General features: G+C 65.2%; 17 protein-coding genes. 7 read left to right on the top strand and 10 right to left on the bottom strand.

Annotated features, from left to right (window positions below; all coding sequences use genetic code 11):
• Positions 1-264: 264 nt before the first annotated feature.
• Both L0U85_RS18765 and L0U85_RS21475 read left to right on the top strand, forming a co-directional pair.
• Positions 265-1,509 carry an ATP-binding protein gene (locus tag L0U85_RS18765; protein ID WP_241379291.1) on the top strand — a complete coding sequence of 415 codons (1,245 nt, stop codon included), beginning with the start codon at positions 265-267 and terminating at the stop codon, positions 1,507-1,509.
• 499 nt (positions 1,510-2,008) lie between these two features.
• Positions 2,009-5,512, top strand: coding sequence for a tetratricopeptide repeat protein (locus tag L0U85_RS21475; protein WP_241379290.1), 3,504 nt, complete (start codon positions 2,009-2,011; stop codon positions 5,510-5,512).
• 1 nt (position 5,513) lies between these two features.
• Here L0U85_RS21475 and L0U85_RS18755 read toward each other — a convergent pair whose 3' ends face one another.
• Entirely contained in the window at positions 5,514-5,867 is a 354-nt protein-coding gene (locus L0U85_RS18755) for a hypothetical protein (RefSeq protein ID WP_241379289.1), read from the bottom strand.
• Between the two features lie 371 nt (positions 5,868-6,238).
• Here L0U85_RS18755 and L0U85_RS18750 point away from each other — a divergent pair, with 371 nt between their 5' ends.
• The gene (locus L0U85_RS18750) at positions 6,239-7,492 is read left to right on the top strand and encodes an IS701 family transposase (RefSeq protein ID WP_241379288.1); all 1,254 of its coding nucleotides are present in this window, start codon (positions 6,239-6,241) and stop codon (positions 7,490-7,492) included.
• A 379-nt stretch (positions 7,493-7,871) separates the two neighbouring features.
• On the opposite strand, the gene L0U85_RS18745 is transcribed toward L0U85_RS18750, so the two are convergent.
• From L0U85_RS18745 to L0U85_RS18725, 5 genes are all read right to left on the bottom strand, one after another.
• Positions 7,872-9,050 (bottom strand): McrC family protein, encoded by a 1,179-nt coding sequence (locus L0U85_RS18745; protein WP_241379287.1) that lies wholly within the window; start codon positions 9,048-9,050, stop codon positions 7,872-7,874.
• Positions 9,047-11,281: an AAA family ATPase gene (locus L0U85_RS21470; protein WP_241379286.1), complete on the bottom strand. Its 2,235-nt coding sequence runs from the start codon at positions 11,279-11,281 to the stop codon at positions 9,047-9,049. Before L0U85_RS21470 ends, L0U85_RS18745 begins: the two co-directional genes overlap by 4 nt.
• A gap of 140 nt (positions 11,282-11,421) precedes the next feature.
• Positions 11,422-11,745, bottom strand: a complete 324-nt coding sequence (locus L0U85_RS18735) for a sigma factor-like helix-turn-helix DNA-binding protein (RefSeq protein ID WP_241379285.1) — start codon at positions 11,743-11,745, stop codon at positions 11,422-11,424.
• A 264-nt stretch (positions 11,746-12,009) separates the two neighbouring features.
• Positions 12,010-12,504 (bottom strand): DUF4352 domain-containing protein, encoded by a 495-nt coding sequence (locus tag L0U85_RS18730; RefSeq protein ID WP_241379284.1) that lies wholly within the window; start codon positions 12,502-12,504, stop codon positions 12,010-12,012.
• Between the two features lie 295 nt (positions 12,505-12,799).
• Entirely contained in the window at positions 12,800-13,321 is a 522-nt protein-coding gene (locus L0U85_RS18725; protein ID WP_241379283.1) for a dihydrofolate reductase family protein, read from the bottom strand.
• Here L0U85_RS18725 and L0U85_RS18720 point away from each other — a divergent pair.
• Entirely contained in the window at positions 13,320-13,661 is a 342-nt protein-coding gene (locus L0U85_RS18720) for a hypothetical protein (protein WP_241379282.1), read from the top strand. The genes L0U85_RS18725 and L0U85_RS18720 overlap by 2 nt on opposite strands.
• Positions 13,662-13,726: 65 nt before the next feature.
• On the opposite strand, the gene L0U85_RS21465 is transcribed toward L0U85_RS18720, so the two are convergent.
• Together L0U85_RS21465 and L0U85_RS18710 are read right to left on the bottom strand one after the other, a co-directional pair.
• A complete protein-coding gene (locus L0U85_RS21465; RefSeq protein WP_241379281.1) occupies positions 13,727-14,854 on the bottom strand; it encodes an NADAR family protein in 1,128 nt (375 codons plus the stop codon).
• On the bottom strand, positions 14,851-15,099 hold the full coding sequence (locus L0U85_RS18710) for a hypothetical protein (protein ID WP_241379280.1): 249 nt from the start codon (positions 15,097-15,099) through the stop codon (positions 14,851-14,853). Before L0U85_RS18710 ends, L0U85_RS21465 begins: the two co-directional genes overlap by 4 nt.
• Positions 15,100-15,272: 173 nt before the next feature.
• Between L0U85_RS18710 and L0U85_RS18705 the strand changes: the two genes are divergently transcribed.
• From L0U85_RS18705 to L0U85_RS18695, 3 genes are read left to right on the top strand one after another with little or no spacing between them, the layout of a single operon-like run.
• The gene (locus L0U85_RS18705; RefSeq protein WP_241379279.1) at positions 15,273-15,494 is read left to right on the top strand and encodes a hypothetical protein; all 222 of its coding nucleotides are present in this window, start codon (positions 15,273-15,275) and stop codon (positions 15,492-15,494) included.
• Positions 15,481-15,627 (top strand): hypothetical protein, encoded by a 147-nt coding sequence (locus L0U85_RS18700; protein WP_241379278.1) that lies wholly within the window; start codon positions 15,481-15,483, stop codon positions 15,625-15,627. Before L0U85_RS18705 ends, L0U85_RS18700 begins: the two co-directional genes overlap by 14 nt.
• On the top strand, positions 15,624-18,308 hold the full coding sequence (locus L0U85_RS18695; protein WP_241379277.1) for a bifunctional GNAT family N-acetyltransferase/acetate--CoA ligase family protein: 2,685 nt from the start codon (positions 15,624-15,626) through the stop codon (positions 18,306-18,308). Before L0U85_RS18700 ends, L0U85_RS18695 begins: the two co-directional genes overlap by 4 nt.
• 224 nt (positions 18,309-18,532) lie before the next feature.
• Here the strand turns inward: L0U85_RS18695 and L0U85_RS18690 are convergent, their stop codons facing one another.
• Positions 18,533-18,985: a universal stress protein gene (locus tag L0U85_RS18690; RefSeq protein WP_241379276.1), complete on the bottom strand. Its 453-nt coding sequence runs from the start codon at positions 18,983-18,985 to the stop codon at positions 18,533-18,535.
• A gap of 256 nt (positions 18,986-19,241) precedes the next feature.
• Positions 19,242-20,390, bottom strand: a complete 1,149-nt coding sequence (locus tag L0U85_RS21460) for an alpha/beta fold hydrolase (RefSeq protein WP_241379275.1) — start codon at positions 20,388-20,390, stop codon at positions 19,242-19,244.
• Between the last annotated feature and the right edge of the window lie 176 nt (positions 20,391-20,566).

The following is a 20,566-nucleotide window of genomic DNA, read 5'->3' as shown; positions in this document are numbered from 1 at the left end:
TTGGAGTCCATCAGAGACGTTGCAGCCCTGAATAACTCAGGCCGGTACTTCGGGATCAGGTCGTAGCCGTTCAGCAACGCCAGATTGTCATGGCGGCAAGCGATGTCGTGAACCATGTTGAACAGATCTACCACAGCGTTCCGGCAGTGCGCGCGCCTATTTCGGGCGGCACAACCGCTACAAGGCCCCGCTAAACTTCAGCATCGTTGGCGCCGAGGCGCGAGCTGCCTGCCTCCCGAGACGCCGAAGGTGTAGCGTCGCGCCATGACCGATGGGCGCTGGAAGCCGCAGGACGAAGCTGAACTCCGTCGCGGCATCGAGGAAGGGCTGCTCGACGAAGGCCACTACTTCGAGGTCAAACGCGAGATCGGCGATACCGATGGCAAGCGCCGCAGCATCGCCAAGGCGTTGGCTTCGCTGGCGGTTGACGGCGGCGACCTAGTTATCGGGCTTGAGGAGAACAAGCTGGCCCGCACCTGGGATCCGCGCCCAATTGACCTTGCCGAGCAAGCTGAACGGGTCGAACAGATCGCCGCCAACCTCATCGACCCGCCGCTGCCGCTGCGCATCCGAGAGATCTCTACCACCGGCGACTCCACTCGCGGCTACCTGTATGTCGAGGTCACCGCCTCACATCACGCGCCGCACATGGTCGCTGGCGTCTACTACGTCCGCGGTGAGAAGACCGCTAGGCGCTTGGCCGATGCCGAAGTTCGGCGCCTTCACTCCATGCACCACGACCTGCTCGAACGCACCGAGCAGCTGCTCGACACCGAAATCGCCCGCGACCCAGTGGCGGACAATGTCCGCGCCCGCGCGCATCTCTTCCTGGTCGCGCAGCCGGTCGACCCCGAGCGCCGCCGGGCCCGCACCGTGATTCATGACTCCGCCACCATTCTCGGCATGATCAACGGCGTCGAGGATCAACTGTCCCCCGATCTTCGTGGGTACGACCCGTCTCCGTCGCACGCGTCGGCGAACTCGACCCGCGATCGCGGCGTCGCCCGCTGCTCGGACCGGTTGCGCCGGGCCCGCCGGTGCGCCGACCATAGTCCCGAGATCGAAGAGCGCCTTATTGATATCGAATGGCGCGAGGATGGCGGCATACGGTGCTATCTCGGCGGCCTGACCCGCGAAATCGACCGCGGCTACATCGACCCGCAAGAGCAGATCCTCGAAGGACTGGCACTCGCCTATTGCACCCGCCTGGTCTATTGGAGCGTCGCCTTTGCGAACGCCAGCGATTACCGGGGATCGTGGCTGCTGGGAATGGCCGCCGACCGGCTTCGCGGCCTCCAGGTTGCACCCGGCCGCCGCCTGCACGATCTACCGGCCTACGACGTCGACCAGTACCGTGAAGTCACCGTTGCGAACTACCTAGACATGCGTGACCGTCCCGGCGACATTGTCGAAGACATCGTCGGACGGTGGCTCAGGGCGTTGCGCGTCCACGGCGATTGGGAGCTGTTCCTCACCGAGTCGGGTGCCGTGACCCGCACTGAGCCTTGACCGCACGAACCGGTTCGACCATCCCGTCCTCATCCAGAGGCGCCGCAGCCCAGAATGGTCCCATGAACTTCACAAAACCTCTCATCGTATGTTCGAGCAGCATCTTCCATCTTCTACATCACGAGCTTTACCTGGCCCGACGCCGACGACTGGCTAGAATCCACCCGCGCTGAATCCCGCGCCGCCGCCTTCACGACCTGCCTCCACACCACCGGCCCCCTCACGGGGCCCATGTGATCGCCTGTGACCGGCTGTGTAGGGCCGTGATCGGCCCCTGGGGTCGATGCTCAAGCTGGTGTCTGTTCTGGACTAGACCTGTTCGGTGGACTGCCCTCGTTGCTCGCGGCCGGTATCGTCATGGCATGGTGACGGCCCCCTTCGTCTACTTCTTGCCCGACCGCTGCGCTGCTGTGAGCGCGGGGGTGATCCGTTGCCGAAGTCGGGTGCCCGGGCTTGACGGACCAATACCAGTCAGCTGTGAGGCATCGGTGGTGTTGCTGTGATCGAGTTCAGCGCGCTTGCCGCACCGGCGGCGAAGTCCCTTGCCCAGCAGTTGACCCGTGGTGTGGTCGCGGGTCGCGGTCGGCAGCGGTTGCGGGTCGGCAAAGACTCCTCGGACCTGCAGAAGGCACTGATCGCGATCGTCAAGGACGGCGTCGATGATGCCGCTCAAGAGCTGTTCGACGACCCCGAAGAACAGGAGAGCTTCCGCCGCGGGTTGATCGACCAGGACCGGGAGTCGTGGCCGTTGGTCAACGGTACCTATCCGGGGGATCTGGTCGCCGTGGCCTGCGAGTGGGTGGCGCCGCTGCTGGCCGAGGTCGACGAAGGCGGCCGTCTTCCGGCCGTCCGGACCGATCATCCGTGGGTGGAGGCGGTGTCGGCCGCGATCATGGGGCGATTGCAGCATTGGGCGTTGCGCGGCGACACCGCCGTCACGCCCATGTGGCAGGCGTTCCTGACCGAGACCGAGGCAGCCGAGGTCTTCGACGCGAGCAAGATCCCTCCGCGGTTGGAGGAACTGCGTGGGGAGTCGCTGTTCGACATTCTCCAGTTCAAGTACCGTACGGTGCGATTCGTGACCGGAGGACTCCACGATCGCGAAGCGGCAGCAACGATCACCTGGGCCCGGGACGGTGAGGGGCATCCGGGGATCGCGGTCGGATTGATTACCGGTGGAGCCGGGACCGGTAAATCGCGCCTGGCCGCCGAAGTCTGCGACCGCCTGGTCGATTTGGCACCGGAGTGGCAGGCCGGATTCGCAGACTACGCAGCGCTCCCTGAAGCGGGGCTGCCGCAGCGGCCGATGCTGCTGGTGTGCGACTACCCCGAACGCCACCCCGATCGGGTCGGCGACTTCCTGGCCCGACTGTGGCGACACCATCGCGAAGGCCGGTTGACGGTGCCGGTACGGGTGCTGCTGGTCTCGCGCCACCGGGAAACGTGGTGGGCGCCTGTGCGAGCCCGGTGCCGGAATCTCGACCAGCTCATCGATTGCCATATCGACCTGGATCCTGGTCAGCTCGATGCCGATGAGCTGGACCGGCACGCGGAACAGGCGTTTGCCGACTTCTGCGATGGTTTCGGTATCCCCAACGTCTGGCGTCAGGCCCGCAATGTAAGACACGCCGGAGCCGATCGGCCGCTGCTGGTCCACATCGCCGCTTTGCTGGGTGCGAACGAGCTTGCCCACCGCGTCCCTACGGCTGTCGATACGGCGTGGGAAGCCCCGAGCGGGGACGAGGCGCTGCTGGAGGATCTGATCGCTGTCGAGGTCGACCGACTGGGGCGTTTGCGGGTCGATGGTGCGGCCGATCGGTCCTTGGTGTTCGGCGGTGCGGCTGCGGTGCGGCAGGCGTTGTGCGTGACGACGCTGACTGCGCCAGCCCGGTGCGACCTGCCCGATCTCCTGGCCTGTGCCGAAGCATTCGGCCCCAACGGGACCGAGAACCGCGTGCAGGTGGCCGATGCGCTGCTCGACGCCTTTCCTGCCGCCGTGGCCGGCCAGCTGGGCGACCGGTCGCTGAGCTCGATCGTGCCGGTCGAGCCGGACTTGGTCGCCGCGCACCTGCTGGCGCGCACGCCGGGCCGCTCGGAGTTGGTCAAAAGCCTGATCACCTCGGAGACGATTGCGCGGCGGCCGGCCTATCATGCGCAGCTGGTCGGCGCGCTTGCCCTGGCCGCAGAGGACTATGGTGCGGTGGGCAGCGACCTGAAGGAGCATCTGGCCTCCTCACTGGCGGCGTTGACCGGCGCTGGCGAGATGACGGCCGCTCCCTTGGCAACGCTGCTAGAAGAGCGACTGATAGCTTTGGTCAAGGCCGCGGTAGCACAGGCCGCCGAGCAGGACCTGGCCGCCGCCCGTCAGCTCGCCCTTGCCCTCGCCCTGCCTGACCACCGCGACCGGACCGCCATAGACGAAGCCGCCGCCGACGCCATCGCTACGGGACTAGTCCGTTTCCCGCACCCGGGATTGGCCGGATTGGGCACCGCCCTCGCGACACGAGCACTCGCTTACCACGAACGCCATCCGCATCCCCCTGACCTCGCTGATGCGCACAGCTCCCTAGGCCTCTGGATGAGCGACAACGGTCAACGTTCCGAGGCTCTCCTCCATGCCGAGCGGGCGGTAACCCTGTACGAGGACTTGGCGGACCGAGCCCGCGATGCGTACCTTGGCGGTCTGGCATTGTCGGTAGGCAACCTCGCCAACAGCTTGGGCGACGTGGGTCGGTGGGCCGAGGGTCTGGCAGCGTCGGAGCGGTCAGTGGCGCTTTATCGTGAGCTGATCGAGATTGATCGGCCTGAACACCTGTTTGGCCTGGCAACCTCGGTGGCGAATCTCACGAATCGGCTAGCTGCCGCGGGGCGATGGGAGCAGGCGGTGGATGCGGGGCAGGATGCGGTGGCGTATTGCGAAGCCTTGGTTGAAAGCAACCGGGTCGCGCATCTAGGTCACCTTGCGGGTGCGGTCAACAATCTCGCGAACTGCCTGGCCAGAGTGGGTCGTTGGGCAGAAGGTCTCGCAGCGTCGAAATGGGCGGTCACCCTGGGTGAGGAGTTGGTCGATTCAGACCGCGCCGCGCACCTGCCAGACTTGGCGACGTCGGTCGGCGGCCTCGCAAACCGGTTGGCCGAAGTGGGAAGTCGCGCAGATGCTTTGGAAGCAGCTAAGCGAGCAACAGAGTTTTGGAAGGAGTTGGTCGAGGATAATCGCCCAGCCCACCTCGCTGACCTTGCTCGATCGGTCCACAACCTTTCCAACTATCTCGCGGTCGCGGGTCGACTCGATGAAGCACTAGCCATTGCCGAGCAAGCAGTGACGATGCGTGAAGAGTTGGCTGACTCCAACCGTGCCGCGCACCTGCCCAACCTTGCAAGTTCAGTCGCAAATCTCGCAGTCCGCCTGGCAGGGGCGAAAAGACAGGGCGACGCGCTGGCTGCTGGTGAGCGAGCGGTCGCACTATTCGAAGAATCGGTCGAAAGTAACCGTGCCGCCTACCTGGCCGACCTGGCAGGTTCAATTGGGAATCTCGCTGTCGACCTAGCAAGGGCAGGCCGTGCCGACGAGGCACTCGACGCAACCAAGCGAGCGGTCAAATATTATGAGGAGTTGGCCGACGCCAACCGCGTCGCGTACTTGCCTCGTCTGGCAGGCTCGCTCAACAACCTGTCCAACCGCCTAGTCGAAGCGGGGCGACGGGATGAGGCGCTGGCGGCAGCAGAGCGGTCGGTAGTTCTTTATGAGGAAGTAGTTGAATGCAACCGCGCTGCACACCTGCCCGACCTGGCTCGGTCGCTATGGACCGTCGCACGAGTCTTGTTGGAACTAGAAATTGATCCCGCTTGCGCCCTGGATTTCTGTAATCGCGCCATCGAACTTTACCGGGAGTTGACCGAGACAGAGCCAGAAGCTTTCTCCGATTATCTCTCTGCGGTAACAGCCTTCCAGCAAGAAGCTATGGGCCATGACGGCGATCGCGAACTTAAAAGGCGCGCTTAGTTCAACTCTTAGCAGGTTTCTGAATTTTCAAACCCGAGTCTTTGAAACCTTTCAAGTGATCAGCTATCTCCTTCACCGAGGTCCCGATATCACTAATCGTTTTTCCTGATGCACTCAAATACACCATAGAAGCCAAATCAAGCTGATACGACAGGGAACTAGAGTCACCTTTATGTCCCAAGAAGGTGATCTCGACCCTGATCCGAGCGTACCTGTTTGTCTCTATAAAGGCCTTTGGCAGACCCAGAAAACGTTCCAAGAAAGCGCCCGGCGGAAGCGATGCAACTTTCCACTCAGCAATAACCTCTTGGTAGCGAAGACCAGGGTCTGGAACCAGAGGCGAGTCGAATTTCACGCAGACACTGGTTGCGACTGTAGGACCATCGTTTCGAAGATACAGCACCAACATCTGTTTTGAGTGGCTCGACAGCCTCACATCAGCATATATGTAAGGTTGCATTTGCTCCCGATGGCTCTCCCTTGAGTGGCGGACCGCCCTACCTGCAAACCATGCCGCCGCCGCGGCAGCGAACGCAGATAGAAATCCGGCAAGAACTAGTACGGCAGCGGAAGTTCGTTGTGTCACTGTCAGTGAGGGATGTTCTGGATTCCAACTGGTTGGGACGCAACGGGTTCCAGAGAAGGTGGGTGCGACTGCCGTTCCATCATGTCGTTGTGACGCAACAAAACACAACGGCAGTCGCTGCCGTCAGGATAGCCCGTGAGGTGACCGCCGATCTTCTGGCATCGGTCGCCGACCTGTTCGCCCGGGTAGAGCCCCGCCGCCACGCCACCGCGGTGGTGACCGGCCTCCAAACCCAGCTGGAGACGAAGAACTGCTGGTCGCTCGCTCAGAATGCGGGCCATGACGACCCGTGGCGACTCCAGCACTTCTTCAACGACGCGAAATGGGACGAAGACGCGCTGCGCGAGCGGGGTGCTGCCGCAGCCTGGGAACAACACCTTGCGCACCGGCCCGAACGCGTCCTCGTCTTCGACGAGACAGGCGATCTGAAGAAGGGCGAGCACACCCTCGGGGTGCAACGCCAGTACACCGGGACCGCCGGACGGATCGAGAACGCGCAGGTCACCGTCTACGCCGCCTGGGCCACCGGGACCGAACGGGTCCTGGTCGACTACGAGGTCTACCTCCCCAAGTCCTGGACCGACGACCCCGAGCGACTTGATCGGGCGGGGGTGCCCGCCGGCCTGCCGTTCCGCACCAAGATCGAACAGGCCTCGGCCATCCTGGCCCGCCGCATCGCGGCCGGGCAGGTCCCCACGGCGCTCGCCGGTGACGCTGTCTACGGCCGATCCGGGCCGCTCCGCGCCCAGGCCGAGGCTGCCGGAATCGCCTACGTCCTCGAAGTCGGCAAGGACAAACAGGTCAGCGTCCATGCCGAGGTCGAGGCCGAACGCGTCGACGCCCTGGCCGAGTCGATCCCGACCCGCAACTGGTCGAACCGCAGCGCCGGGGCCGGATCGAAAGGGCAACGCGTCTACGCCTGGGGCTACCTCGCCCTCGACTCGACCGGAGCCGACGGCGAACGCGGGCTGCTGGTCCGCTGGAACCGTCGCACCAACGAGTACGCCTACTACCTCACCTACCAGCCCGTCGAAGCGGTCAATCTGGGCCGCCTGATCAGGATTGCCGGACTTCGGTGGCCGGTCGAAACCTGCTTCCAGGACGCCAAGGGCCACTTCGGACTCGATGAGCACCAGATGCGGACCTGGACCTCGGTGCGCCGCTGGATCACGCTGTGTCTCCTCGCTGCGGCCGCGATCGCCATCGCCCACCACCTCGCCCGATCCCAAGGCAGCCGCCTGAGTCTCACCGGCCTCGCCCGACTGCACGGACAGATCATCCGGCCAGCCCACCCGGATGACCACCGCTACTACTGGTCGGAATGGATATGCGACCACAACGAGACCGCCCGGCGATCCCACTACCGCCGCCGCGACGACCACTGTCCGTCATGAAACGAACTTCCGCTGCCGTACTAGAAGTGTTGTTCCGACATCCTCGTCCATCCCACAAGTTTAGGGTTAGGCCTGAAGTCCATGGTCCGGTTTCTGCGGATCCAGCGGGCCCCTCTCCCAGCGCCCCTCCACTCGCCTACATCGATTACCTTCGCTCGCGCATTCAGCATGTTTGACGTCAGCGGACGATGCCTCTCCGTTCTCTCAGCAGTCGAGCGGTTCGAGTCCTGAGGGCACCACTTGTGAACGCTTGTGCCCGCCTGTGACCGCCCGCAGACGGGTATTGTGCGTCGTTCACGTTCGGTTCGCACCGCTTCACGAGTATTTGAGACGCCCGAGGTGCATACGGCTGGTGTCTACACCAAAGGGTCAGGGCTCCTCAACCTCGTTGGGCAGCGTCGATCTCGTCGGCAAGGTCGGCTATCTGTTTGAGGATCGACGTCGGCGGTGCGTCGAGGTCGAGGGGGTATCGGATGATATTGATCGGTGAGTTCTGGATTTGCAGTCGCTTGGGGCCGGTCGGTCCGTGGGCGTAGACCAGGCATCCGGTCGTGGCCCCGAGCGCCGTGCAGTAGGCGAGGATCTGGAAGTGGTCGGGATTCGTATGGCCCGTGTCTTGGAGTTTGTACTTGGCGTCAACCACGGCGGCTGCGCGGTCGTTTACCAAGTGGACGAGGTCGGCCCGGATTTCGACGTGCCGCTGCTGGTCGAGATGTGCGTTGAGCTGACACTCGGCTCGCCCGGGGAACCGGGCGAGTGCCTCTGCCAGCGCGATCGTGACGAAATCTTCGAAGACTCGGTCCATGGTGACGACGAACGAGGCGACGTTGAGGCCGTCTGGGCGGTTCTCGATGGATTGATGGCGCAGCACGATGTCGGCGATCCGGAGCGCATCGAGATAGTGGGCGTTGAGGCGGGTGGGTATCCAGTGGGGGAAGTTGACCGGTTCGGTGATGACTTGGACACCATCGAGTTCGGCGTCGAGCTGTGCCAGCCCTTTACGGGCCTGCTCGGACAGGCGAGGGACGGTGGCCATACGGTGCAGAGCGGTGCGCAGAAGCCGGTTTTCGGGCGTATCGGAGGTGTACTCGTCGTGGCGGACTTCCAGGGGGAACAGCTGTCCGGGCCGAATGGCGACCTGGTCGGCGAGACGGAGGCGACCGCGCACCAGCGGCAAAGTGGCATCCACGGCCGAGTACGCCTGGATAGGGCCGTGGTTGAGGGCGCGCGCGGTGTAGCGAATCAGGGACTCGGCCAGAGCCGGCCACAGGTCGGCCTCGGGGACGCCCGAAGCGTCGTCGAAGAGGAATCCCGGCTTCTTGGCGTAGCCGATCAGGAACAACAGTCGGGCGATGCTGATCTTGGGTCGGACTTGGACGTCGAGGTCGCCGATGCGAACCGCGCCGACCTTGCCGGTGGGGAGCAAACGCCACCGCCCGCCGGTATCTGGCTCAACCCTAACCAGGCCAGTTGCCCGCAACGCCTCGGCCGAGGCCGGAGCGAGTGGGCGCGTCACCGAGGTCTTGTCGAGCTCCCCGAAGACCACAGGATCGATCACGGCGCCGAAGACTCCGGGTCTGCGGGGGCGGTGTCGTCTCCGGTGGCCTCAGCCGCCTGCCGGATGGTGTCGAGGCCGAATTGCTGGTGTACTTGGGCGCGGCTGAGGCGGCCGTAGAAGTGTTCTTCGAGCAGTGGCAGCAGATCATGCTCCCATACCTGCGCGAGGCCCTCATCATCCTCGGCTTCGGAGTCCATGAGGTAGGAGGGGCCGATTTTGACGTCGCGGTCGGTCTCAGGGATGGCCTCGTTGAGGGCGCGCAGTAGCGCGGGACGCGGATCGTTCTCGATTCGACCGGGCCACTGGGAGAGCAGGTCGCGCACTGGCGGTTCGTCGGGGTGCATCTCGACGAAGGCGAACCGTCGCCGCATCGCCGCGTCGACCCGGGCGATGGATCGGTCGGCGGTGTTCATGGTGCCGATGATGTAGACGTTGGGCGGCAGTGAGAATGACTCCTCGGGCGAGTATTGCAGGCGGATTGAGTGGTCGCGGTATTCGAGCAAGAAGTACAACTCGCCGAACACCTTGGCTAGGTTCGCACGATTGAACTCGTCGATGACCAGCACATATGGGCGGTGGGGGTCGGAGCGAGCCTGACCGACCAACGTGCGCAACGGCCCGGGGGTGAGGACGAATCCCACCGAGCCGTCGGCGGCTTTATCGGGCCGGAAACCCTCGAAGAAGTCCTCGTAGGAGTACGAGGGGTGGAACTGGACCAGCCGGACCGCGTCCGGTGAAGTGAGGTGCTCGGCGAGTGCTTGGGCCAGATACGTCTTGCCGGTGCCCGGCGGCCCGTACAGCACAATTTGGCGGCGGCGCTGGACGAGCGCCACCTGTCGGTCCAGCCAGGCAGTCTCAAGGTGCACTCGCTGCGAGAGTGCCTCAAGGGCCTCGGGCGTGCGAGGATCGGCGGTCTGGGTCTCGGCTGAAGTGTCGTCGGTGGTCTCGGATTCCACGCTCAACAGCTGTGCGAGGCCGTCGAGTTCACCGGTAACGTCGATGACGTTGCCCGGACGTTCGAACTGTGTTCGAAGCGTCCGGGGTAGCGTGGCTAGCTCGATTGGTTTGGACGTCAGCCACCCGACTTCGCGTCGCAGCTCGGTCCTGGGCTCTGCCAAATAGGATGCCGGGCCCTTCACTGTGCCCGCTGAGAGTTGGTCATGGAATATGGTCACGACCAAGTCTTCGGGCCGCATCATCGTCCAGAAGGCGTGCACTTCGGCGGTCAGAGCGGCCTGCTGGGCAGCGTCGAGATGGCCGTATTCGTTCTCGACCACGCGACGGATGGTCGCACGGTCCGCATCTGGAGAGAGTCCACCGAAGTGTGCCCCCGGTACCGAAACGCTGCCCTCACCGGTCCAGCGTCGTGCTTCGGTGTCACTTGCCGGGGTAAGACGGATCAGCCAGGCTCGCCGTTCCCCGCTCGGACGAGTCGAAGCCCGCCATTCGTCGACGAACGGGGGCTTGTAGAAGTCGATCTGGCCGCCGTGCTTGCGTTGCAGGCTCACCGTGATCGCCAGAAGGTCTCGGTCGAGATCGTCGATAGCGTGGCCGCCAGGCAATTCGCTGGCGTATGCGGTGGCGATCTTGCGCTTGTGCTCCATGTTGATGATAGGCAGAAAGTGGTCAGGGAACCCCAGGTAGAGCAGTGCCTCGGTCAGGGAGGCCATCGCGCCGCCCTCGCGCACCCAGTCACGCCACCGCCAGGGGTCGTCTGGGATCTGACGGTCCCATGCCGGGGTCGTTCGAGTACGGGTCTGCAGCAGTTCCACTGCATCGGCCAGCCACTTCCACAACATTGTGTGCGCGCCGGTCCCGCCGTTCCACGAGCGCTGCTCGAACGCCGCCGTGACCTTGTTGGGCAGGTCAACTGGCTGGCGCATCCAGCTGAGAACCGTCTTGATGCGCGAGGCCTTGTTCTCCGGTTTGAGGTTGGCCAATGGGAGCGCCTGCAACGTCAGCAGCTCGGCGGTGAGCAGGATAGCCTCGTCCGAGGCGTCGGCGAGCTGACGCTTGAGCTTTTCGAGAAACTTGTCGCTGCTCTCGTCGGGTTGCTGGTTGTAGCACCGATACAGCTCATCGACGCTGTAGGAGTCCCAGGCCCGGACTGTGGGGGCGAAGAGCGATGCGCCGTCGCGAATCCCGTTGTCGATGAGGGCCCGTCCGATCGTGCGGACGTCGGCATCATCGCGCGCCGGGATCAGGAAATCAGTGCTCGAAGGGGAAGTCACTGGCCAACCTTCCGATGTTGGTCTGGGAACAGGGAGTCGACAGAGTCTATGGAACCGCGTGCAATGTGTACCGAATCGATCTGTTCTTCATGGTAGGACGAGGCAAACTGCCTGGAAGAGTAGGTCTGCACAGCTCGGCGCTATGCGATCTGGCCCGTATCGCGAGCATGTCTGACCAGGCGCTTGACGCTCCGGACGCTGATTCCGTACTCGACCGCGAGGTCCTTCTGCAGCACACCCTCGTTGTACGCCTTGACAATGGCCTCACGCTGTTCGATACTGAGGCGTCGCTTGAGAGCACGCGGAGTCACCACCTCAGCGCGCGTGGGCGGAAAGTCCTCGCCATCACGCGCCCACCATGAGAGGCCAGAAATCCGCCCGCGCGGCTCAATTGGAGCCGCAAGGCGATACAGCGCGGCGTCTACCTGCGATGATGGGTTCGAATAAGCATGCAGTACCTCCACTTGTGAATGCTTTTGCCCGACTGTGACTGGCTGTGACCGGTCGCAGGCGGGTACATTGCCGCCGCAGATTTCGCCGCCACCGAGGCCCTCGACTGGAGCCAGATCGCCATCGGCACTACCGCCGTGGGACCTGGGCCAGATCGATCAAGATATGACACCGATGCCGAGGGCTGCCACCAGCAGCACCAAGACCCGGATGGCCGCTGTGAAATCGGCGCCCCACGTCATCACCTGCCGGGTTGGTGTCGACCGCGCGGGCGCGGCCTACGGGACAGCGACCTCGACTCCGTCGGAGAAGGCTGAGTCGTGTAGCTCCAGCCGCACGAGTTCGGTGTCCTTGGGTACGTCGAAGACCAAGGTCCCGGTCACCGAGTTGCCCGGATTGATCTCGGTGAACCAGGTCTCAGGATTCTCCACTGCACCGGTGAGACTTTCATCGGCCGCATACTCGTGGTCCTGGTCGTCGAACGCCTTCTGATCCAGCACGCTCAACGTCCTGGGCTCGTCACCGACATTTTCGACCGTGAGCGTCACCATGCAGAACTGCCCCTGCGCGGTCTCCGTCAGCGGCTCCTCTCCGATCTCTGTATCGCCGCACTCCATCGAATCGACGGTGAACTCAAACTGCCCGTCCCGGCCCGTCGTGGACAGCTCTTCCGGGTCGGCGCCGGTGTCACCGTCGCCGTCATCGCCTCCCCCGCCGCACGCGATCGCGAGCAAAGCCGCGATACTCGCAAAGATCACCCATTTGGTCCTCATTGCACCACCTTTGTCCGGAATACCGACTGACTGAGTTCATGGTAATAACGGTTCTGCCTGGTCAAGGTTGTATTGGAGAAGCAGGTCGAAATGACCCCTGCGGCTGATTCGATGAGAAAGACCACCGCGGCAAAAGATTCAGCGAGACGGACCCTCACCACGGACCAGTTCGGTAAGATGCCGACACCCACGGCCGTCCGAGCAGGCCGGTTGAAGTGAGACAAACACAGAAGCCGGCCGACGCTCCGCACTGCCAGCGAGACTTCGCAACCTGCATCGCCGACCGCGGTGGCTATTACATCCTCCATCTGAAAGCCAACCAGGAGGAACGTCCGGGGCATCCCAGGGCGGTACGGCTGGACTGTCGGCACAGGAGCTTCGGCCCACACTCACTTGAGGACTCGGTATCGCAGGTGGACGGCCCGCTCGGAGTCGACCGTCTCGATCCGCTCCAGGGGATCGGCCCGCCCAGATGGGCGAACAGCGGGGTGCCGTCGCCGAGGATCACCGGGGCCACATGCAGATGCAATTCATCGATCACGCCGGAGTTCAGCCCTTGCTGGATGATGCTCGCACCGCCCATCACGTGCACTTTTTTCGCTCCAACTGCGCGCTTCGCCTGCGTTACCGCCGCCTCCACCCCTTCGGTGACGAACGTGAAGGTGGTTTCCCCCTTGGTAATAGTCGCTTCGGCCCGGTGTGTCACGACAAACACCGGCATCCCGTAGAAGCCGGTCTCACCCCAGCCGCTCGCGTCTTCGAAGATTTTTCGGCTGGTGACGACCGCCCCCGCCGGGTCGAAGAGGTTCCAGGCCATGACCTTGTCCGAGTCGTCGCCCCAAATCGATCTCCTGCTCCTGCTCGCGTACGCGTTTGCGCAGCTCGCGGTGCTCGGCGGCGACCTCTGGGGGCAGCTGGGGCCGGGCGTCGGTCTCGGGCGTGGGCACGGTGACATTCTTGCGGGCCTCAAACTCGCCGATTGGAGTCGCTTCCCGGGCGGCTCGGACCAGGCGCTTGACACTGCGGACGCTTATGCCATACCGTCCTGCCAAGACCTGCTGTGGAGTGCCATCGAAGAAGGCCGCGACGCTCCTTCAATGCCCGTCGCCGGTTTCCTGGCATGCTGTTGTCACTCGCAGACCTCAGATCACCCGTAACACAAGAACAACGCCAGAAACTAGGCAAAATAGTACTAGAGCACCTCAGGAGTCAGTCGGCAGGTTCATGAAAGAAAGTCGGTCACGTCCGGGAATGCCTGGGCGAAATGCAACTCGGAGCGGATCAGCTCCAGGAGTCGGCCCGTCCAGTTGCCTCCGGCTTCAGGACCGGACCCCCAGTGCGCCGAACCGTAGTGCAGGTACTGGATTTTGGCGTCGCCGGTGCCCAGGAGGATCGCGGCGATATCGGGATGCTGCTGGAACTTCAAACGCATCAGAGAGGCCATGACGGCAGTACGGACGCGATGCCAGTCGGGCGTGCGTGCTGTTGATGCGGCGGCTATGCGCTGCGCCATCCAGACGTTCGGTGCCTGCCTGATCGCTTCCCGCTCAGGGTCGTCACTCAAGCTCAACGCCCAATACGCATGGTCGACCGAGGGGAAGATTCCGCAGCTGAGTCGCAGCGGTGCCGGGTAGTTGTTGTTCAACCGTTCCAGGGGCTCCGCGCCAGTCCAATCGTGGCGCTGGCGCTGCCCGATCACCAGGGTGGGCGCAGGTGTCGGCGGTTCGTCGGACAACAGCGGCCTGGAGGGTCGCCCATTTCGACTCCACGGCCGCCGCTGCTCGAAGTAGTCGATCGTCCATTGCAGTTCAGGACCGAGTTCGTCTGTGTCTTTCCACCCGATGCGGTCGATGCCGCACAGTGCCCGGAGAGGGAAGTCCTTGGAGTCCATGTCGCCTAGGACGCTTCGCTGGTGATGCGTTGGCACGGCAAGGTAGGCCTTGCGGAGCGCGTCCAGATCGGCTTTGCTGCGAGTCTCCAAGTACTGGTCGATCGCGATGAGGCACCGTTCACGGGAGTCCGGCCGTTCGTTGAGCTCGTCGATGAGGTCTACGACTTCAGCGAGCAAGTCGTCGGGCGTGACGTGGGAGGTCGGCTCCTCGAACTGCCAGGCGGCCAGGTCGTGAGCTGATGCTCGGGCGCCATGCTCGGGCTCGAGCGAGACCCAACCGGTAATCAACTTGTCCGTCAAGCCTTCGAGATCGAGCACGCCCCAGCAGTCGATAACGCCGTCGGCGTAGATGAACAGGTCGGTGAGAAAGTAAGTGCCGCCGTTCTTGATGAAGATCGGCCGCCAGGTCCCTTCGATCCGGACGCCATCGACCATCCGGTAGGTGCGACGCCGGATCACCGGGCACCTCCTGCGAGCGTGGCTTGCCGCAGCGCGGTCTCGCACTCGGTGCCCTCAAAAACGAAGGGCCCCAATGTACTCAAGCCCCAGGGCTTGCGGTGGCCGTTGCGAAGATTCTGCCAGGCGATGTGCTCATGTGTGGCCTCGACCCGGAAACCAGGGCCGGCAGCCGCCTGCCCCTCCTCGCTCAAAGCGGGGATGTCCGCGACTGGGGCCGGGACGAGCGTGAATTCTATGCTGTTCATCGCCGCAATCGTAGGCGTCGGCCGCAGGCCCGGTCGAACACGTTTCATCTCTTACGCCGTCGGCATTCGCGAAGAGCAGCTGTCGAATCCGCGCCGTATTCCACAATTCGTTGGAATATTGTATCACTGAGGCGGGCTGTCACTTCCCGCTGAAGGAGGACCGTGACCGCCCCGTGGCGGAGCCCGGAAAGAAAGCGTCGCTGTTCGACCAGCTCGCGGTCGGCAAGGTGCTCGGCAACGGCAAGCACCTCGAACTGCTCGACCTGGTCACGGTCAGCCGACAATGCATCCAACAGGTCACCGGCAGGGCGAGAGTTGATCTCCAGTGGATTCGTGACCCGTCCGACCTGACCGGGTTAGAGTCCGAGAAAGGGGGAAGACATGTCGGATCGTAAGCAGGAACGCGGAGCGGTCGTCGTCGACTTCGACGAATCGCGGTCATCGCTGAGAGCGCTGGAGCGGCCGCTGAGGCAGGCCGAGTCCACCGGTTCGAGGCTCGTGGCGGTCCGAGCCCGGCAGGCGCTGTGAGAGTCCGTCCCCCGCAGCCGGTCGACGCGCTTGACGCCGATGGCCAGATCGTCCGCATCCGCCCGATCGTCCCGGACGATCTCGACGCGCTGATCGTCATGCACGAGAGCTGCACAGCCTCGGACCTGCGTCATCGGTACTTCGCGAGCGGCCGTGGCGCTATCGCCGTCGAAGCGGGCCGTCTCATCGGCCTGAACGAGACCGGCGACGGTCTCGCCGTCACGGTTGAAGACGACGGCCTCCTGCTCGGCGCGGCCTCCTTCACCTTCCTCCCCGAGCATCCCGGACGGGCCGAGTTCGGGATCCTCGTCGTCCCCGACCACCAGCACCGCGGCCTGGGGACGCTCATGCTCGAGCACCTCGCTCTGGCCGCGGCCGCCGCGGGAGTCCAGGAGCTGTCCGGTCAGGTGCTGGCCGGGAACTTCCAGATGCTGCGCCTGGCGAAGCGCCTCGTGCCCGGAATCCCGATGTCGTATCGGGCTGGAGTGGTCGACCTCGTTCTCACGACCGAATTCGACGACGTTCTCGCCGAGGAGGTGGCCGAACGTGAGCGTGCTTCCGAGCGCATGTCCCTGCAGCCTTTGCTCGATCCCGCCTCGGTCGCCGTAGTCGGTGCCAGCCGCTCCGGCCAAGGCATCGGCTCCGAAGTGCTCCGCTCGATAATCTCGGGCGGATTCACCGGCCCGGTCTACCCGATCCACCCCGAGGAGTCCGAACTGGCAGGGCTTCGGGCATGGTCCTCGCTCGCCGATGTTCCCGAATCGGTCGATCTCGTCATCGTGGCCGTCCCCGCGCCCGCCGTTTCGGCGGTGCTCATGCAGGCGGGCGAAGCCGGGGCGCGCTCTGCGGTCGTCCTGTCATCCGGGTTCGCCGAAATCGGCAACATAGCGGCACAGCAGGACCTGGTGCGCATCGCACGCACCCACGACATGCGCCTGGTCGGCCCCAACTGCATCGGCATCATCAACACCGACCGCTCCGTACGGCTTCAGGCCAGCTTCGCGTTCGAGCCCCCCGTCCACGGCGGCCTGAGCCTGGCCTCTCAGTCCGGTGCCGTCGGCATCGCAGCCCTCGCCCACGCCACTCGCACCGGGCTGGGTGTGCACTCTTTCGTCTCCCTCGGGAACAAAGCGGACGTCTCGGGCAACGACCTGCTCGCGTACTGGTACGACGACCCTGGCTGCAAGGCCGTCGCCCTCTACCTCGAGTCCTTCGGGAACCCTCGCAAGTTCGCGCGCCTCGCCCGGGCAGTGGCCCGCCGCAAGCCGGTCCTGGCCGTCAAAGGCGGCCGCAGCGAGCCGGGGCGACGCGCGGGGCTCTCGCACACTGCCGCCGCAGCCACCTCGGAAGTCGCGGTCGAAAGCCTCTTCGCTCAGTCCGGCGTCATCCGCACCGACACCCTGGAACAGCTGCTCGACACCGTCCGCGTCCTGATCGATCAGCCCTTGCCGCGCGGCGGCCGCCTCGGCGTGGTCGGCAACGCCGGGGGCGTCGGCGTCCTGGCGGCCGACGCCGCCGAGGCCGCCGGGCTCGACGTCCCGGGACTGAGCGGCGACGCCCGCAGGCGCCTCTCCGAGGCCGTTCCCGAGGTGGCCGCCGCCGACAACCCGGTCGATCTCGGGGCGGCGGCGAGTCCCGGCGCCTTCGCCGACGCACTCGCCTGCCTCGGCGCGTCCCACGAGACCGACGCCCTTCTGGCGGTGTTCGCCGTGACCGGCGCCAGCGACGTCCAAGGAAACCTGGCCGCCATCGCCCGCGCTCTCGACGCCATTCCAGGCACTCCTGCCGCGGTCGTCGTCATGGGCGCAGCCGATGCTCCGTCCACCTTGGGCGCAAGACGGATCCCGGTGTTCGGCTTCCCTGAGACCGCCGTCGCCGCACAGGGCCGGGCCGCGGCATACGCCCGGTGGCGGACCCGACCCCTCGGCAAGCGGCCCGAGGTTCCCGGGATCGACCGCGCCGGGGCCCGCGCGATCATCGAGCGGCTGCTCAGCGCCGGCCATGAGTGGCAGACGGCGGCCGAGGCCGCCTCGATCCTCGAGTGCTATGGCATCCCGCTCGCGCCGACAGTGGCCGCAAGTTCCCAGCAGCAGGCCGTCGCCGCCGCCCGCACCTTGGGATATCCGGTGGCGGTCAAGGCTGATGCCCCCCATCTTGTCCACAAGGCCGGCGCCGGAGCCGTCCTCCTCGGTCTGCGGGGCGCCCGCGAGGTGCGGGCCGGTTTCAGACAGGTCGCGGCGGCTGTCAAAGGCTACGAGCGGGCCACGGTTGTGGTGCAGCCGATGCTCGACGCCGACGTAGAACTGTCCGCGGGCATCGTCCACGATCCTCTGTTCGGCTCGCTCGTCATGCTCGGGCTCGGCGGTACCGCCACCGACATCTTGGGCGACAAGCAGTTCCGGTTGCTGCCGCTGACCGACACCGACGCTGAGTCAATGTGGCGCTCCCTCAAGGCCGCGGATCTGCTCACCGGATACCGCGGATCCCAACCGGTCGACCTGGACTCCTTGAACGATCTGCTCACCCGACTCGGCCGCCTCGCCGAAGATCGTCCCGAGGTCGCCGAGCTCGACCTGAACCCGATCATGTCCACCCGCCACGGGCTTCAAGCGGCCGACGTCAAGCTACGGCTGGCCCGGATCGGCGATGAACCCGATCCGATCGCCCGGCGACTGCGCTGACCGGTACGGGGCGGCCAAGGCGCCGCCGGAGGCGCGACCGCCGCGTCCAACGGCCGGCGGCGCGGCCAAGGCGGTCGTGCCGGTCTACCAGCGAAGCGCTCCCCCGCTGCCTCGCTGTCATCGGGTGCGGGCGCAGGTTCCACAGGTTCCAGAGCCACGCCTCGGGCCAGGCCCGTGAGCGCGGGAGTCTTCGTTGTTCGACGGACCGGCATGCTGCTGCCTCGCTACTCCCCGGCGGCCCTGACCACCACGACAGGGCAGACCGCGTGGTGGACGCAATGCTGGGTGACCGAGCCGAGCAACGCGCCCGTGAACCCACCGTGGCCTCTGTTGCCCATGACCATCAGGTCCGCTGCCTTGGCCGCTTCGATGAGGACCTCGGCGGGGTGGCCCCTGGCGACTCTCTGCGACACCTCCACCTGCTTTCGCCCGGTCGTGGCCTCCCCAATGGCCTGGGCCAGCTTCGCCTCGGCCACCTCGGTCTCCTCGGCGATTTCGCTGCCGGGGTACACGGGCACCTTCGCGCCCCAAGTGCTCGGCAGTTCCCAGGCGTAGACCGCCTGAACGCTCGCGCCGGTCAGTTCGGCCTGGTCCAGTGCCCATTCGAGGGCCCGGATCGAGGACGGCGAACCGTCGACACCCACCACGATGCGTCCGTGTCCTTCTTCACGTGACATCTGTGCTCCCATCAGCTGGTTCTCGACCTCAGTCTCTCCTCAATCCCGCAGTGAAGGGGCGGATTGGCGTCCTCACCTCGCCAGCATTCGTCGCCGACGCGGTACATCCGCCGTACGGCGTCAAGGTGCCGACCAGGTCGGCTCCACTCGGAACGACGAGCAGTCTTCCTTGCGGCGAGCTGCCGGAGCTGCTCGATGCTTGATCGGGAGTCCGCTCACTGATCGGGTGCGGCAAGGTGACGACCCCGCCGCGACGTCACAGGGTCGCGAGGTAGGCCTCCAGGGCGGCGGCGTAGGCGACCGGGTCCTCGTTCCAGGAGGCGGTGTGGCCGGAGGCGGTCGTGACGACCGTGGTCCGGTCGGGCGGCAGGAGCTCGGCGAATTCGAGCGTCGCGGTGTGGTCGACGGTCTCGTCGGCGGTGTCGATGAACAGCAGCATGGGCATGTCGAATTCTTCAGCGAAGTTCCGCTGGTCCAGGTCGTCGAGGTCAATGTCGGCGCGCAGCTCGATGATCCGTTTGGCGGTCCAGGTGATCGGGGGGATGACGTCCCGGTCGTCGGCCTGCATGTCGAGCGTCGAGTTCCAGTCCATGACCGGTGAGTCGAGGACCATGGCCTTGACCGCGTCGGTATCGGCGAGCTTGCGGGCGGCCGTCGAGGCGGTCGCCCCGCCCATGGACCAGCCGTGCAGGATGACGTCGTCCGCGCCGTTCGCGAGCGCGTACTCGACGGCGTCGACGACGTCGTCGCTCTCGTGCTCGCCGAGGCTGTGGCGTCCGTTGGGCGCGTCGGGCGCGCCTTCGTCATTGCGGTAGGTGACCGCCAAGACGGGGTAGCCGAGCATGTCGTAGGTCTCGACGGCGCGGAGGGTCTCGCCGGGCGAAGCGTTGCGGCCGTGGACGGTGATGACCCAGGTGCTCTGATCCCCGGGGAGGTACCAGGCGGGCGCGTCGCCGAGCTCGGTCGGCACGTCGACGGTCTCGTATTCGAGCCCGAGCGCGGACGAGGGGTCGTCGCGGTACGTCCATTTGTCGACGCGGACGACCGTGCCCGCGGCGAGCTCTCCGAAGAGCACGCCGTGGAGCGACCGGGTGACGGTCTCGTCGTCGGATGCGACGACGTCTCCGAGAACGGCCTGGCCGTCCTCCCACTCCAGTCCCCAGGTGCCGGCCTTCTCGGTGTCCTCCTCGCGGGGGAGGGTCACTGTGTCCTCGTCGACGGCCTGGACGGTGAGCGAGTATTCGTCGGGGCTGTGGTCGACGTCGATGACCTCGCCGGAGAAGTACCAGCCGGCACCGCCGAGCGCACCGAGGGCCAGTACGAGGATTATCCCGAGAGCGATGAGGGACAGGCGCAGCCAGCGGCGTTTGCGGGCCGGAGCGTCGGTTTTGGCCGTTGTCGTCACGATGGGTCCTCGGAGATCGAAGGGGCTGACCGCTCGATCTTAATGCGGTTGCGGAGGTCCGCCGCGTGGTCGGCGGCGCCCGGCCCCTCGAGTGCCCAAAGGCCGGGCTCCGCCGCGTCGGTAGGTCAGTTCTGTGCCATCACCCGTGCGATCCGGATCGAGTTGCTGTCGGTCCC

The sequence above is a fragment of the Glycomyces sp. L485 genome (assembly GCF_022548875.1).
In the GTDB taxonomy this organism is placed as follows: domain Bacteria; phylum Actinomycetota; class Actinomycetes; order Mycobacteriales; family Micromonosporaceae; genus Glycomyces.
This window is presented reverse-complemented; position numbering and strand designations above follow the sequence as displayed.